Annotated in this window: 17 protein-coding genes; 4 read left to right on the forward strand and 13 right to left on the reverse strand. The window is 66.1% G+C overall.

Annotated features, from left to right (window positions below; translation table 11 throughout):
• Window positions 1-37: 37 nt before the first annotated feature.
• The 6 genes from A7X65_RS12955 to A7X65_RS12980 all read right to left on the reverse strand — a co-directional run bounded on the left by A7X65_RS12955 (window position 38) and on the right by A7X65_RS12980 (window position 3,603).
• Entirely contained in the window at window positions 38-631 is a 594-nt protein-coding gene (locus tag A7X65_RS12955; RefSeq protein WP_063685291.1) for a cytochrome b/b6 domain-containing protein, read from the reverse strand.
• Between the two features lie 25 nt (window positions 632-656).
• Entirely contained in the window at window positions 657-935 is a 279-nt protein-coding gene (locus A7X65_RS12960) for a PepSY domain-containing protein (RefSeq protein ID WP_063687647.1), read from the reverse strand.
• A 228-nt stretch (window positions 936-1,163) separates the two neighbouring features.
• Window positions 1,164-1,964, reverse strand: a complete 801-nt coding sequence (locus A7X65_RS12965) for an SDR family oxidoreductase (protein WP_063685293.1) — start codon at window positions 1,962-1,964, stop codon at window positions 1,164-1,166.
• 3 nt (window positions 1,965-1,967) lie between these two features.
• Window positions 1,968-2,411, reverse strand: a complete 444-nt coding sequence (locus A7X65_RS12970; protein ID WP_063685295.1) for a PaaI family thioesterase — start codon at window positions 2,409-2,411, stop codon at window positions 1,968-1,970.
• Window positions 2,408-3,211 carry a crotonase/enoyl-CoA hydratase family protein gene (locus tag A7X65_RS12975; RefSeq protein ID WP_063685297.1) on the reverse strand — a complete coding sequence of 268 codons (804 nt, stop codon included), beginning with the start codon at window positions 3,209-3,211 and terminating at the stop codon, window positions 2,408-2,410. Before A7X65_RS12975 ends, A7X65_RS12970 begins: the two co-directional genes overlap by 4 nt.
• 41 nt (window positions 3,212-3,252) lie before the next feature.
• Window positions 3,253-3,603: a hypothetical protein gene (locus A7X65_RS12980; RefSeq protein ID WP_063685299.1), complete on the reverse strand. Its 351-nt coding sequence runs from the start codon at window positions 3,601-3,603 to the stop codon at window positions 3,253-3,255.
• A 91-nt stretch (window positions 3,604-3,694) separates the two neighbouring features.
• Between A7X65_RS12980 and A7X65_RS12985 the strand changes: the two genes are divergently transcribed.
• Window positions 3,695-4,225 (forward strand): TetR/AcrR family transcriptional regulator, encoded by a 531-nt coding sequence (locus A7X65_RS12985; RefSeq protein WP_063685301.1) that lies wholly within the window; start codon window positions 3,695-3,697, stop codon window positions 4,223-4,225.
• A 61-nt stretch (window positions 4,226-4,286) separates the two neighbouring features.
• Window positions 4,287-4,484: a Trm112 family protein gene (locus tag A7X65_RS12990; protein ID WP_063685303.1), complete on the forward strand. Its 198-nt coding sequence runs from the start codon at window positions 4,287-4,289 to the stop codon at window positions 4,482-4,484.
• Window positions 4,485-4,666: 182 nt separating this feature from the next.
• Here A7X65_RS12990 and A7X65_RS12995 read toward each other — a convergent pair whose 3' ends face one another.
• Complete coding sequence (locus A7X65_RS12995; RefSeq protein ID WP_063685305.1) at window positions 4,667-5,887, reverse strand: ubiquinone biosynthesis hydroxylase; 1,221 nt, start codon at window positions 5,885-5,887, stop codon at window positions 4,667-4,669.
• A 138-nt stretch (window positions 5,888-6,025) separates the two neighbouring features.
• Between A7X65_RS12995 and tesB the strand changes: the two genes are divergently transcribed.
• Complete coding sequence (gene tesB, locus A7X65_RS13000; RefSeq protein ID WP_063685307.1) at window positions 6,026-6,889, forward strand: acyl-CoA thioesterase II; 864 nt, start codon at window positions 6,026-6,028, stop codon at window positions 6,887-6,889.
• Between the two features lie 63 nt (window positions 6,890-6,952).
• On the opposite strand, the gene A7X65_RS13005 is transcribed toward tesB, so the two are convergent.
• Genes A7X65_RS13005 through A7X65_RS13020 form a run of 4 tightly spaced genes read right to left on the reverse strand, consistent with a single transcriptional unit; the run spans window position 6,953 to window position 11,926 of the window.
• Window positions 6,953-7,915, reverse strand: coding sequence for a Bug family tripartite tricarboxylate transporter substrate binding protein (locus A7X65_RS13005; RefSeq protein ID WP_063685309.1), 963 nt, complete (start codon window positions 7,913-7,915; stop codon window positions 6,953-6,955).
• Between the two features lie 15 nt (window positions 7,916-7,930).
• Window positions 7,931-9,184 carry a CaiB/BaiF CoA transferase family protein gene (locus tag A7X65_RS13010; RefSeq protein ID WP_063687649.1) on the reverse strand — a complete coding sequence of 418 codons (1,254 nt, stop codon included), beginning with the start codon at window positions 9,182-9,184 and terminating at the stop codon, window positions 7,931-7,933.
• 24 nt (window positions 9,185-9,208) lie between these two features.
• Window positions 9,209-10,348 carry an FAS1-like dehydratase domain-containing protein gene (locus A7X65_RS13015; RefSeq protein WP_063685311.1) on the reverse strand — a complete coding sequence of 380 codons (1,140 nt, stop codon included), beginning with the start codon at window positions 10,346-10,348 and terminating at the stop codon, window positions 9,209-9,211.
• A gap of 15 nt (window positions 10,349-10,363) precedes the next feature.
• Complete coding sequence (locus tag A7X65_RS13020) at window positions 10,364-11,926, reverse strand: acetate--CoA ligase (protein WP_063685313.1); 1,563 nt, start codon at window positions 11,924-11,926, stop codon at window positions 10,364-10,366.
• Between the two features lie 175 nt (window positions 11,927-12,101).
• Between A7X65_RS13020 and A7X65_RS13025 the strand changes: the two genes are divergently transcribed.
• Window positions 12,102-12,878, forward strand: coding sequence for an IclR family transcriptional regulator (locus A7X65_RS13025; protein ID WP_063685315.1), 777 nt, complete (start codon window positions 12,102-12,104; stop codon window positions 12,876-12,878).
• A gap of 23 nt (window positions 12,879-12,901) precedes the next feature.
• Here the strand turns inward: A7X65_RS13025 and A7X65_RS13030 are convergent, their stop codons facing one another.
• Together A7X65_RS13030 and A7X65_RS13035 are read right to left on the reverse strand one after the other, a co-directional pair.
• Window positions 12,902-13,762, reverse strand: coding sequence for a DUF4339 domain-containing protein (locus A7X65_RS13030; RefSeq protein ID WP_063685317.1), 861 nt, complete (start codon window positions 13,760-13,762; stop codon window positions 12,902-12,904).
• Between the two features lie 28 nt (window positions 13,763-13,790).
• Window positions 13,791-14,684 carry a DUF4339 domain-containing protein gene (locus tag A7X65_RS13035; protein WP_063685319.1) on the reverse strand — a complete coding sequence of 298 codons (894 nt, stop codon included), beginning with the start codon at window positions 14,682-14,684 and terminating at the stop codon, window positions 13,791-13,793.
• Window positions 14,685-14,815 lie beyond the last annotated feature (131 nt).

Consider the following 14,815-nt stretch of genomic DNA (forward strand, 5'->3'; position numbering starts at 1 on the left):
CGCGCCCGAGCTGTGCGGAGAACGGAACAACGAAAGGCTAGTGGTGACCGCGGATGCGCTTGCGGCCGGTGATCATCGCCCGGATCAGATTCTCGCGCTGGAGAAGCCCCATCAGCAGCACGCCCACGACGTGCAGCACGACCAGCACGATGACCGCGTCCGATGAATAATGGTGGGTATCCTCGACCCACCACACGCCGAAGAAGGTCACGGTGACCGACATCGCGCCCGTGATCGCGGAGACGGCGATGGCGAGCAGCAGCGCCACCAGCATCAAGGTGCCGGCGGGATTGAGTCCGATATAGCGGCCGGTGATGCCGCGGCGCAGATTCCAGAGATAGCGTGGCGCGGCCCGCAGCCTGACGCCGACCATGCGGAAGCGCGAGTAGCGGCTTCCCCAGAAGCCCCAGATCAGGCGGAAGGCGAGCAGCCCAAGCACCGTATAGCCGACGATGCGGTGAAGCCGATCGTAGACCGTGGGTGTGAACCAGGCAGCGAGAATGCCGGCCGCAAACGCCCAGTGCCAGAGACGGAGCGGAAGATCCCAGACCGCGACCGTCCGCGAAACGGCTCGTTCCGCGGGGGTCCTGTCGGACGCCCCGCGCGCTGCTGTCCCCGCTTCGTCGATCAAGCCAGGATGATCCTTACCCCTGATCTTACTTGGCGATCGTGTGCTTCAGGCTGAGATCTTCCGGGCTGTAGAACAGCTCGTACAGCTTGCCTTCCTTGACGCCGTAGACCTCATAGCACGAACCTTCGATCTTCGAACGGCGCACTTCGTAACCAAGCGCCTTGGCCTTGGCTTCGGCTTCGCTGGCCGGCTTCCACGACGCCTTGTCGAGCTTGGTGCAGTCCTTGAAACCGTCGGCCATGGCCGCCGATCCCATGCCAATCCCGATCGTCAGTGCAACGGCAACAACACGAATGACCTTCACGAACGTCTCCTCCTCTGTCGTGAGCGCGGCGCGAAGCCGCGAAGCGGCACCGAAGGAAGCAAAGGGGGGAATGAAGTCAATCCGTTCGGGCATGAAGCGGTTTAGATAAGTTCTAACCGCAGCCAAAAGCTGAGTGCTCTTGGTGCGCGACGCGCCCGCTGCGGCCTTACGCCTCACGGGATCAGGGGATGCCGAAGGGAGCCTTTGGCAGTTGCGCCAGCCCGCGCTTCACGCCGCCGGAGAGTTGCGCCGCAGCCAATCCGTCCAGGTGAGATGCCCGCGCACGCCCTGGCTTACGACAAAACCCATGCCGCGCGCCTTCGTCTCCGAAAGATCGATCGGCAGGATCCTTCGATGCAGGCGTCTCGCATCCTGATACTGGCGGGCAAAGGCGACGAGATCGAGAGCTTCCGGCCCGCCGATCTCCGTGCGCACGCCGCGCTGCCCGTCGAACGCGCAAGTCACGACGTGGTCGGCAACATCGGACGTATCGACCGGATCGAACCGCGTCGTCGGCACCGGCCACACCGGAAGCCACGAGAGACCTGCAAGCAGCCTGTCGAGCAGATAATAGAACGGCATCGCGCGAACGATCGACCAGGGCAGGGCGGATGCGCGCACCAGCCGCTCGCCGGCGAGCTTGGCCCGCGCGTAGGGCAAGGTCGCCTCGTCGAGGCCGACGATCGAGACATGGAGAAAGTGCCGCACCCCGGCTTTCTCGCCGCATGCCAGCAGCCGCTCCGTTCCTTCGACGTCGACCGCCGAAGGCGATCTGAAGAAGTCGATCGGGCGGATGCCGCCGCGCCGTGCGATCGGCGAGAAGGTCGCCGCATGAATGACCGTGTCGACGTCATGCAGCGCATCCTGCAGGCCTGCGCCGGCAGCGAGATCACCTGGGGCCCATTCGACATCCGATCGCACGCCCGGCGTGCGCGCAAGAACGCGGACGCGAGATCCGGCGCGAACGAGACGATCGACGATATCGCGGCCAAGATGTCCCGTGCCTCCGGTGACGAGTGTCAGCGCCATGGCTCAGCTCCCGTCGGCCTTGCGCGGCTCGCCGGTGGGAACCAGCACGGTTTCACCGGTCGCAACGAGAGTCAGATCGTCCCGCTCATCGGCCGCGAACAGCTCGGCGCGCGCGAACACCTGTCTGCGCCCGGCGCGAAGCGTCGTTCCGCTGGCGACGAAATAGCGGCCGACCGCCGGCCTCAGGCAATTCATCGAGAAATGCGACGCCGTGACCGCGCCTACGAGCGTTGCCGCCGCAAAGCCGCAGGCGGTGTCGAGCAGGGCCGCGATCAGACCGGCGTGCAGATGACCGGAATACTGGGTGAGGTCGTCCCGCCAATTCATGCGGATGGTCACCTCACCCTTGCCGGCCGCAATCACGTCAAAGCCCATGGCGCGGTTGAACGCGGCGGAGGCGTTGACCGCGTTGAGTGCCTGCAGGTCGAATGCGCCGGGCTCGCTCATGCAGGGCTCCATCGCGGGGCGCGGTTCTCGAGGCTGCTTCTGACGGCCTCGATGTGATTGGGCGCGCCAAGCAGCGCCGCCTGTTCGGCAGTTTCTGCGGCAAGACCGGTCGCGGCGTCGGAGGTCGCGGCCAGGTTCAACAGGCGCTTGGCCGCGCGGACGGCATCGGGGCTGCGGCTCGCGATCTCCTGCGCCATGGCGAGCGCCGCCGCCACGGGATCGTCGGTGAGGCGCGTTGCAAAGCCGTAGGCGAGCGCTTGCTCCGCGGAAAAGACGCGGCCGGAATAGGTCAGCTCACGCACGACATCGTCGCGCGCGAGATGGCGCATCAGCTGCGTGCCGCACATGTCGGGCACGAGACCCCATTTGGCCTCGATGATCGCGAGCTTTGTTCCCGGCGCGAGATAGCGCAGGTCGGCTCCCAGCGCGAGCTGGAAGCCGCCGCCGAAGGCAACACCGTGCACCGCTGCAATCACCGGCACCGGCAGCTCGCGCCAGAGCCAGACGAGATGCTGGGCGTAGTTCGCAACGCCGTGGGTCCGGCGTGTCAGATCGATGGACGGGAGCAACGGATCGCCATTCGTGGTGGCGAGAAGGCGGTCGAGATCGAGGCCCGCGCAGAAAGCGCGGCCCTCGCCCGAGAGAACGACGGCGCGGACGTCCTTGCACGTGCCGAGCCGCGAGCCTGCAACGATGATCGCTTCGAACATTGCGGGATCGAGTGCATTCATCTTGTCCGGGCGGTTCAGCCGGAGATGGGCCACGCCGTTCTCGATGGTCAGTCGAACGCGATTGTCCATGATGCCGCTCCGCTTCACTGCGTGGCTGCTCGGCTGGAGGTTCAATAGCCGGCGACAGCCAGAACCACGACGACGCTGAGCATCATCCAGCCGAAGTGCCGGCCGCGCGTGGCCCAGGCGTTGGCCAGCGCCGAGACGCCAAACACACAGGCGAGGGTGGCGACGATCCAGTGGCGGGCCGGCTCCGAGCCCATCAAGGGCGCCGCGATCAGGAGCACACCGCCGCCGATCCAGGCGACGGTCGAGGCCTGCCAGACCAGCCGGATCAGGGTGCGGAGCCGTTCCGGCTCGATGCTGGCGCGTGCAAAGACCTTGGCCTCGCCGAGATAGCCATGGATCAGCGCGACGACGATGGTCAACACGCCGGCACATTGGAGCAGGAGATCACGCATCGACTTCTCCATACAGTTATGTATGGTGAGATAGCGGCTGGCCTGCCGCCTGTCAATACACTAGTGTATGGCGTCATTTCCGGGAACCGACATGACCGAACAGCTCTCCGCGGACGACTGGATCAAAGAGGGGCTGAAGGCGCTCGCCAAGAGCGGCTTCACGGCGCTGAAGGCCGATCCGCTGGCGAGAGCCATGGGGGTTTCGCGCGGCAGTTTCTACTGGCATTTTGCCGATCTCGGCGCGTTCCATGGCGCGGTGCTGAAGCGCTGGCGCGAGATCGCGGCGGAGCAGATCATCGCCGACGTCGAAGCCGCCGGCGACGAGCCGTTGAAGGCGCTGCTGCGCAGCTCGTTCGGCGCGCGGCTCGATCTCGAGCGCGCGGTGCGCAACTGGGCCGCGTTCGATGCGGGCGCGCAAGGCGCGGTGCGCGCGATCGACCGCCGCAGGCTGGACTATATCGAGGAGCAGCTCGCGCTGCGCGGGCTGGACCGGGCGACCGCACAGGCCCGCGCGCAGATCCTCTACTGGACGTTCCTCGGCTTCGCCCTGTCGGCAGCGCCGGTGCCGGCGGCGCGGCTCCAGGGCATGATCGACGAGATTCTGCGCATGGTGTCCGCTTGAGGCGACCCGATGGGCGGTGGCGGATTTCTGTGCTAGAGGCAGTCGAACGCCGGAGACCAAAATGAACACGTCGACCGAACGCCCCGAAGCCAGCGTCGATCCCAAATTGCTGGAGATCCTGGTCTGCCCGCTGACCAAGGGTCCGCTGGAATTCGACTCCGCAAAGCAGGAGCTGATCTCGCGCAGCGCCAAGCTCGCCTATCCGATCCGCGACGGCATCCCGATCATGCTGCCGGAAGAGGCGCGCAAGATCGATTGAGGGTTTTGGGGCCGGGATGGAGCTATACCCTCGGTGTCGTCCCGGCGAAGGCCGGGACCCATAACCACAGGCGGTGGTTTGGCGCGGGCTGGTCACTCCGAATCTTCGCAAAACTCTTGCTGCGGCGTACGGGTCCCGGCCTTCGCCGGGACGACAGCGGGGAGTGCTGCGCGGACGCCTTCCTACAGCGCCTCGCCCTTCAACAGCCTGGGCACCTCGCCCGTCAGCCCTGCGGCCTGCCGAATAAAAAGGTTCTTCAGCGGCGGGGCGCGATCGACGAGGCCGAGGCCGATGTCGCGCACCGTGCGCAGCAGGGTCGACTGGTTGGAGAACAGGAAGTTCAGCGAGTTGGTGGCAACGCCCATCGCCATGGTGTCGAAACGGCGCCAGCGCTGATAGCGCTCGAGCACGTCGGCGCCGCCGAGATCCATGCCGAGCCGCGCGGCGTCGACGACGACCTCGGCCAGCGCGGCCACATCCTTCAGCCCCATATTGAGACCCTGGCCCGCGATGGGGTGAATGACGTGGGCGGAATCGCCGACCAGCGCGAGACGGTCGGCAATGAAGGAACGCGCGACGAAATAGGACAGCGGAAACGCGCGCGGCTTGTCGAGCGCCTTCACCTCGCCGAGATGCAGGCCGAAGCGCTGCTCGAGCTCGCCGTGGAACTCCTCGTCGCCGAGCGCGACGATGCGCGCGGCCTCGGCGCGACGCTCGGTCCAGACCAGCGACGAGCGCTTTCCCGTGAGCGGCAGGATCGCGAAGGGGCCCGCAGGCAAAAAGTGCTCCTCGGCGCGGCCCTCGTGATCGCGCTCGTGCCCGACGGTGACGACGATGCCGGACTGGTCATACTCCCAGCCATGGGTGGCGATGCCGGCGCGGTCGCGCAGCTTCGACCGCGCGCCGTCGGCGGCGACCAGGAGGCTGGCGGCGATCACGCTGCCATCGCCGAGCGTCACGTCGATGCCTTCCGCGCGCGCGTCGTAAGACGCCACCGTGGTGGCGCGAAGATCGATGCCCGCGGCCTCGGCGCGCACCACCAGCGCATCGATCAGCCGGCGGTTCTCAACCATGTGGGCGAAGGGCTCGCCCGGCGCGACGTCGCCGGCAAAATTCAGGAATACGGGCCGCGTGGCGTCCTCGAGCCTGGAATCGGTGACGACCATGTCGAGGATCGGCTGCGCCTCGCCCCTGACGTCGTCCCAGGCGCCGATCACCTCGAACAGGCGGCGGCAGGCAGCCACGATCGCGGTCGCGCGGGGATCGCGGCTCGGCCGCGTGCTGAGCGCGGGATCGGCCACGATGACGGGAATCTCCGGCCCCAGCCCCTGGCGCAACGCCAGAGCCAGCGCGAGGCCGGCAAACGCGCCGCCGCCAATGACAATGCTACCCTGTACCGACATACCCAAATTCCCGGTCAAATCCTGGTCTTGCTAGCAGACTTGAGCTGGGCGAAACAGTGCGGTGAAACAAGGGCGGAACGGCCCGAATGTGTCATTCCGGAGCATCCGGCCCGGAAGGACGGCAAGAAAGTTCATTCCATGTCCAAAAGCCTGTTCGACCTCATTTCGATCCTCGACCTTGAGCAGCTCGAGGTGAACCTGTTCCGCGGCAACAGCCCGAAGACGGACTGGCAGCGGGTGTTCGGCGGCCAGGTGATCGGGCAGGCGATGGTCGCGGCCTGCCGCACCGTCGAGGGCCGGCTGCCGCATTCGCTGCATTGCTATTTCATTCTGCCGGGCGACCCGAAGGTCCCGATCATCTACCAGGTCGAGCGCCTGCGCGACGGCAAGAGCTACTCGACGCGCCGCGTCACCGCGATCCAGCACGGCAACGCCATCTTCTCGATCATGGTCTCGTTCCATGCCGAGGAGGAAAGCGCCTTCGATCACCAGGACAAGATGCCTGACGTGCCGCCGCCGGAAAAACTGACCGCCGAGGAGGTGGCCAAGCAGCCGATCTTCAAGGAAATGCCGGAGTTCATCCGCCGCTATTACGAGATGGATCGTCCGATCGAATTGCGTCCCGTCGAGATCGGCCGCTATTTCGGCCAGAAGGTCGACGACGGGCGCATCAACATCTGGATCCGCACGGCGGCGAAGCTGCCCGACGATCCCGCCCTGCATCTGTGCGCGCTGGCCTATGCCTCGGACTTCTCGCTGCTCGACGCGATCATGGCGCGCTATGGCCGCACGCTGTTCGACAAGGCCATGATGCCGGCGAGCCTCGATCACGCGATGTGGTTTCACCGCTCGTTCCGCGCCGACGAATGGCTGCTTTATGCCCAGGATTCGCCGAACGCGCGCGGCGGCCGTGGCCTGTCGCGCGGCCTGATCTTCAAGCCCGACGGAACGCTGGTGGCGTCCGTCGCACAGGAAGGCTCGGTGCGCGAGCGCAAGGCATGATTCCCGAGAAGTGGGAACCGGTTCTCGGACGAGATCATGCTTGAAAAAAGAGCTTGAGCGGCGTCAGCCGCCCTGCAGCCCCGTCGCCTTGATCACCGGGCCCCATTTGCGCCGCTCCCGCGTTTCGAACCGGGCAAGGTCCGCCGGTGTCCCGCCGGCCGGATCGAGCCCCAGCTCGTGCAGCCGCTTCCTGGTCTCGGGCAGGGCCAGCGCCTTGGCGAACTCACCGTTCAGAAGCTCGATGATGGCCTGCGGCGTATCGCGCGGCGCGTAGAAGGCATTCCATCCGGCCATCTCGAAATCAGGCACGCCCTGCTCGGCGACGGGCTTCACGCCGGGCAGGAGCTCGCTCGGCTTCAGCACGGTGATGCCGAGTGCCTTCAGCTTGCCGTCGTCGATCTGGGTGCGTACCGCCGTGACCGTATCGATGATCAGCGGCACCTGCCCGCCGAGCACGTCGGTCATCGCCGTCGCCGATCCCTTGTAGGGAACGCCGAACATCGGCGCGCCTGTGACGTCCTTGAGGAACTCGAAGATGACGCGCGCCGTCGTGCTCGGCAGGGCGATGTCGATCCTGTCAGGCTTTGCCTTCGCAGCACTGATCAGGTCGGCGACGCTGTTTCCGGCGAATGACGGACTGGCCGTGATCACCAGCGGCAGCTTGCCGACCAGGATGATCGGGGCGAAATCCTTGTCCGGCGCGAATCCCATCGACGGATACATGAACTCGTTCATGGTCTGGGTGGCGTTGGTGCCCATCAGCAGCGTGTAGCCGTCGGGCTCCGAATGCGCGGCCTGCTCGGCGCCGATATTGCCGCCGGCACCGGGCTTGTTCTCGACATAGAAGCGCTGGCCCAGCGTGCGCGACAGATGGTCGGCGAGATATCGCGCGACGACGTCGGTGCCCTGTCCGGCCTGATAGGGAACGATGATCTTGACGGGCCTGGTCGGATAGGTCTGCGCGAGGCTCGCGCAGCTCCATAGCAGGGCCAGCCATCCCACGGCCCATCTCGCGGATCTCAGCATGCTCGTTTCCTCTCGTTATGATTGTTTTGGTCGTGTTCTTGTTGGCCGTCTTAGGGCGGTGTCCTTCCGTTGCGGCGACACGATTCCGGTCTCGATCAGGCCGTTGATCGTACGCTCATCGAAACCGGCATCCGCCAGAATGTCACGGGCATGCTCGCCGAAGCGGGGCGGGCGCCGTCCGGCGCCGCCGGGGGTCCGGGCGAGCTTGACGGGAACGCCGGGCGCGCGATGGCCCTCGCTCTCGACCAGCATGTCGCGGTGCGCGACATGGGCTTGCGCGAACGCCTGCGGCACGGTGTTGACGGCGCCCGCGGGAACGCCGGCCTGCATCAGGTCGCGGCAGAGCGCCTCCGATGTGAATTTTGCCAGCGTGCGTTCCAGCTCGGTGCGCAACGCGGCGACGTGAGCAAGCCGGTCGGCGTTGGTCCTGAAGCGGGGGTCGTCGAGCAGGTCGTCGCGCGCAACCTTCTGGCAGAAGCGGCGGAACTGGCCGTCATTGAGGATGCCGAGGAAGATCTCGCCATCGGCCGCCGCGAACTTGTCGTAGGGCGCGATGTTGGGATGGGCGCTGCCGAGACGACCGGGCGTATTGCCCGAGCAAAGCCAGTTCGCCGCATGCGGCACCAGCAGACCGAGCGCGGTGTCGAACAGCGTCACCTCGACGCGCTGTCCCCGTCCGGTCCGCTCGCGCGCCGCCAGCGCCAGCAGGACGCCGGTGAGCGCGTTGTAGCCGGTGACGTAGTCGACGATGGGCACGCCGACGCGCGTCGCGCCGGACTCCTGCGCGCCGTTAATGCTCATCAGGCCGCACATGGCCTGCAGCACCGCGTCATAGCCCGGCAGGCCGCCGAGCGGCCCGTCGGCGCCGAAGCCCGAGATGGCGCAGTAGATCAGGCGCGGGAAGCGCTCCGACAAATGCGCCTCGTATCCGAGCCCCCAGCGCTCCATCGTGCCGGGCAGGAAATTCTCCACCAGCACGTCGGCGCCTTCCAGCAGGGCTTCGAGCACCGCGCGTCCATTGGCGCGCGACAGGTCGAGCGCCATGCCGCGCTTGCCGCGATTGACGGCGCCGAAATACGCCGCCTGTCCAGCCGCGTCGAAGGGCGGGCCGAGACCGCGCGTCTCGTCGCCCGCCGGCGGCTCGATCTTGACGACGTCGGCGCCGTGATCGGCCAGCATCTGCGTGCACAGCGGTCCCGCCAGCACGCGCGAGAGATCGACGACCTTGAGGCCGGTCACCGCTCCGCGCGTGAGATCTGATGCGGGCATGCTCATGCGCCCAGTTGGTTGCTGTCAGCTGCGGCTTGGCAGTTCGACGATACCGGTTCCGAGCACTGAGAGCTCGTCGTCCTGGTTGCGCGCCTCCTGCTCGATCTCGACGAGGTGACGGCCGTTCTCGACGAATTTGCGCTTCACCTTGCCCTTGATGAACAGGATGTCGCCCTCCGGATTGTGCCGGCGGATCTTGCAGGTCGCGCGCCGCAGGAAGCCGTCATCGCCCATCCAGTTGGTGAGGTGATGGGTCAGCCAGGAGCAGCGCTCCGGACCGTAATCATAGGCGCCGGGCGCGCCGACCTCGAGCGCGAACTCCTCTTCCCAATGCACCCGCTCGGGGCAGTCGGGGATATTGAAGCGGTTCGGGATGCCGAGGCCGCGATGGGCGTCGGCGAGCTTCCAGGCAAGCTTGTTGGCGCGGATGTAGAGACCGCCCCAGCCTTGCGCATAGGCGATGAAGCCGGTGACCGTCATCGGGCCCTTCAGCATCACCGGCAGCGCCTCGCCTTCGGTGACGTCCTGCCAGTAGCGCGGACGCGAACCCTGGATGCGCTCCTCGGCGTAGTGCTTATAGGCGGCGGCCAATTCCTCGTCGCTGTAGCGGCGCGGCGCGCGGGCCTTCACTTCCTTGTACTTGGTGCCCTGGTCGCGCGCGTGGTCGCGCTCGGTGCGGAAGCACCAGCTGTCGGCTTCGGCGACGAGGTCGCCCTGCTGATTGAAGAAGTCGACGTGATAGGTCTGCTGGATGGCGCGGCCGGCGAAGCGGGTCTGATGCTCGACGAGGTCCTTCAGCTTGGCCTCGGTCGAAATCACGTCGTTGCGACGGACCGCCTTGTGCCAGGTCCAGTCCGCACCCGACCACATGGCGTGGACACCGGGCAGCCCGCCGACATAGCCCGACACGATACGGCTGGTCGAAAACAGGAAGCTCGGCAGCGCGACGATGCCGCCGTAAGCGGACTTCGCCGCGTAATCGGGATCGCACCAGAGCGGATTGTCGTCGCCGATGCCGTGCGCGTAGTGACGAATGTTGTCGCGCGTCGCCTCGTAGCACCAGGGCTCGGCGGTCACACCGATGGAGACGCCGATGCGCTTGCGCAGATCGTCGAGACCCTCTTCGGTGATCTTTGGAAACCTGGTTTCGATCTTGTCCAGCATGTGACGTTCCTCTCCTTAACTCGTTGCTTCTGATTGTCGGGCGGCCTGCTCGCGGTCGCGCAGCACCTTGCGGTTGACCTTGCCGGCCGGCGTCTTCGGCAACTCCGCGACGAAGCTGACGAGACGCGGATATTCGTGATGGCTGAGGCGCTGGCGCACGACGTCCTGGATCTCGTGCTCGAACGACGCATCGCCCGGCCGCTCCGTGACGACGAAGGCCTTGACCACCTGCCCACGCAGGGGATCGGGCACACCGATGGCCGCGGCCTCGCGCACCTCCGGGTGCTTGAGGATCGCGTCCTCGATCTCGACGGCGCTCATGGTCCAGCCGGCGGAGATGATGACGTCGTCGGCCCGGCCGCCGTGATAGAAATAGCCGTCCTCGTCGATGCGCCCGAGATCCTTGGTCGCGATCCACTCGCCGCGGCGCCAGACCTTCAACTCGCCTGTCACGCCGGTCGCACAGGGCTTGCCCTCGGCGTCCTGCACCTCGACGCGTCCGCCGGGGATCGGCTTGCCCAGCGATCCCGGCTTGACCACGAAGTCGCGCGCGCCGGGATAGCTCACCAGGATCACGCCGATCTCGGTGGTGCCGTACATGCTGCAGACCTGATGGCCAAAGGTCTCGCTGATGAAGCTGGCCGTCTCGCTGTCGATCGGCTCGCCGGTGAACGACATCTTCTCGAGCACATAGCGGTAGCGCGGCGCGGCGCCCGAATTGCGCATCATGCGGTAATGCGTGGCAGCCGCGGAGATGTTGGTGAAGCGATGCTGCTCCAGTGCGGCCAGCAGCCGCTCCGGATTGAACTTGCCGGCATAGGCTCCAATGGTGATACCGAGGGCCAGCGGCGCCAGCGTGCCGTGCCAGAGCCCATGCCCCCAGGCCGGCGACGACGGACAGATGAAGCGGTCGCCGGGACGCAGGCCCGTGCCGTACAGCGCCGCCACCATCAGCGTCACGATCGAGCGATGGGTGTGCTTGACCGCTTCGGGCAGCTCGCGCGTCGTGCCCGACGTATATTGATACAGAGCCATGGCGTCGGCGGCGGTGTCAGGCGTGAAGTGCGGCGCGAAGCGCAGCAGGCCGTTCAAGAACGCGTCGTCGGCGACGACGACCTCGGTGCCGATGCCTGCGAGCGGCGATGCCTTCTCCGCATTCGTCACGATCAGCCGCGGCTTGCAATCGTCGACGCGCAGCTTGACGCCGTCCGGTCCGAACAGCGTGAACAGCGGCACCGCGATGGCGCCGGCCTTCATGGTGCCGAACACCGCCACGTAGAAGGCGCGCGACGGCTCGAGCATGACCGCGACGCGATCGCCGGGCTTGACCCCGCGGCTCACCAGATCGTGCGCAAAGCGCGAGGACGCATCCGCGAGTTCGGCAAAGCCCAGCACCTCGTCCGGGCCGTCGGCGCGAACGACGATCACGGCCGGATTGGAACGACCGGCGTGCCGGTCGATGCACTCGTGCGCGATGTTGAGCTGGGCGCGATTGCCGTCGAACAACTCCCAGAGCTTCTCCGGGGAGAAGATCGTCTGCGCGGCAGCGTAGCTCGTGTAGTCGGTCAGCCTGGTCATGACCGGCAAGATACCGACGACGCGCTAATTGTCAAATAGCGTTATCAATTGTATATGTACAATTATGACGAAGCGAGACCCACCTGCTTGCGGCGCTCCTCGACAGGCCCCATCGAAGCTCCGCCGTGACGAGACGGTGTTGTTGCACTCCGCACCCTGTTGTACCGATACGATCATGCCRAATGCCAAATCACCTCGTGTTCGTGCCGTCCCCGCGGTCACGCGCGCCGTTGCCATCCTTCGCCTGCTCAGCCGCAGTCCTGCGCCACAGAGCCTCAAGGCGATCGCGGAAAGTCTCGACCTGGTGCCGAGCACCGCGCTGCACATCGTGCGCGCGCTGCTTGCGGAGGATCTGCTGCAGGTCGATCCGCAGACCAAGCGCTACAGCCTCGGCGTCGGCATGCTGCCGCTGGCGCGCGCGGTATTGGAGAATGCCGATTTTCCCAGCCTGATGCGGCCGAAGCTCGAGGAGCTTTCAAGTCGCTACGGCGTCACCGCGATCGGCGTCGAGGTGCCGGATCTCGACAACATGATCGTCGTCGCGCTGGCCCGCAGCCAGGCGCCGGTGCGGCTGCATGTCGATATCGGCAGCCGTTTTCCGGCGCTGATCAGCGCCACGGGACGCTGCGTCGCCGCCTTCAGCGGCCAGCCGGAGAAGGAGATCGAGAAACGCTTCCGCCTGCTGCGTTGGCACAACGCACCGACCTATGAGGCCTGGCGCAAGGAAGTCGACCAGGTGCGCAAGCAGGGTTTCAGCATCGACCGCGGCAACTACATTGCCGGCGTGACCATCGTCGCCGTTCCGGTCCTGAACGCGAGGGGAACGATCTCACACACGATCGCGGCCGTCGGCCTCGGCAGCCAGCTCGAGCGCGCGACCTCGCTGGCGCTCGCGCGCGACATGCGCACCGTTGCGGAAACCATCGCTCCGCAACTGTCGATACACGCCTGACACAGCGCGCGCGGCCGGAAGCCTCAATCGGCTTTCGCCGTGCCGCGCTCGACGAGGACGAACTGCGCCATGCTCCAGGCGAAGTACCAGCGCAGCAGCCACGGGATCGGAATGATGACGAGACATCCGAGGCTGAAGGCGACGGTGCGCCAGAGCAGTTGAAGACCGGTGCCGACGAAGATCATCTCGCGGCGCGTGCCGCTGACGCCGCGGCAAATCCAGCGCATCCACGCGGCCATCACCCAGGCCCAGCCGATGATCGTGAACACGGACAGAAACATCACGATCTGCCAGCCGATGAAACCCCAGACGCTGCCGGTGAACGTCATCGGGATCGGCTGACCATTCGAGCTCAGATTGGCGACGACCCAGCGCATGACGATCCAGGACAAGACCGCCTGAACCGGCATCGACAAAACCTGAAGGATGCTGTCGATATAGCCGGCGTAGCCCACCAGTCCCATCGCAACGAAGACGTACCAGATGTCTCCGACCTGCCCGGTGAAGGCGAGGTTCGGCCGCTGCGGAACGTGAATGCGCGGGAAGAGCCAGCGATAATAGCCTGTCGCGGTCCAGGGCGCGGGGATCACCAGCGCATTGCCGATGATCAAGAGGACGCACCATCCCAGGAACGACCAGAGCGGCAGGTCCACGGAGAGCGGACCTCCGCCCGGGCTGCCATCGACCGGCAAGGACGGCGGCGCGGATGCGCCGGGCAGGAGGCCCGGCACCTCGCGGGCCTTCTGCCAGCCCGCCATCCCCTCCGCCCAGACCAGCGTGTCGGGAGCCACGGCGCCCCGGGCGATGAGATCGCGGAATTGCGCCTCGGGGAAGGGCCCCTTCTGCTGGCCGCCGGATGCGTAAAACCAGATTCGGTTCGACATCTCGTTGTGACCCGGGGCCAGCCGAATCTTACATGCGCGCCTGCGATCCGCGCGGTGCGAGCTCGGTCTGCGAGGCGAACCAGTTCATGATCCAGCGATAGACCCACGGGATCGGAATGATGAGGCTGCACAGGATGGCCGCCACGATGCCGCGCCAGAGAATGTCGAGGCCGCTGCCCTGGAACACGATCTCGCGCCGCGTGCCTTCAATGCTGCGGCAGAACCAGCGCATCTGGGCCGCGGCGACCCAGGCCCAGCCGATGATGGTGATGATCGAGATCGCGAACAGCAGGTTCCAGCCGATATAGGCCCAGACCGAGCCCGTGAAGCTGAGACCGAGCGGCTGCCCGTTGGACGCGAGGTTCGCGACCATCCATTTGATCAGCAGCCAGTACAGAACGATCTGGGCGATAAACAGCAGATTGCTCAGCAACTGGCTGCCGATGAAGCCGATCACGATCGCCAGCACGATGAAGCCGAAATACCACGGCACCAGCGTCATCGCACTGCCGGTGAAGCTGAGGTTGGGGCGTCCGGGAACCTTGACGCAGGGGACGATCCAGTTCGTGTACCAGACGAACGCCCACGGGGCCGGGATGACGAAGATCATTCCGATCAGCAGGACGATGGTTCGCCAGGTGAACTCGAGGATGCCGAAATCGACCGAGAGCGCTCCGCCGCTGACGGCGCCGCCGTAACCGCCCCCGCCCATCATGGGCGGGCCACCGGCCGGGATCATCGGCGGTGCGCCACCGCCTCCAAGGAGGCCGGGAATCTCGGCGGCCTTCTGCCAGCCGGCCATGCCCTCGGTCCAGACCAGCGTGTCCGGACGGACGACGCCCTGGGCGACCAGGTCGCGGAATTGCCCTTCGGGAAAGGGCCCCTGCTGCTTGCCCTCGGATGCGTAGAACCAGCTCGCCATGAAACGTCCCCCTTGAACTTACTTATGTACCGGCCAAGGCGCTTAGGTTCACCGCTTCGGCTCACCGCATCCATGCCAAAAATGCATTGTGAAGGATGAACGGCTGCCCTGTACAGAGGCGGCCATTCACA

Source organism: Bradyrhizobium stylosanthis (assembly GCF_001641335.1).
GTDB classification, from domain to species: domain Bacteria; phylum Pseudomonadota; class Alphaproteobacteria; order Rhizobiales; family Xanthobacteraceae; genus Bradyrhizobium; species Bradyrhizobium stylosanthis.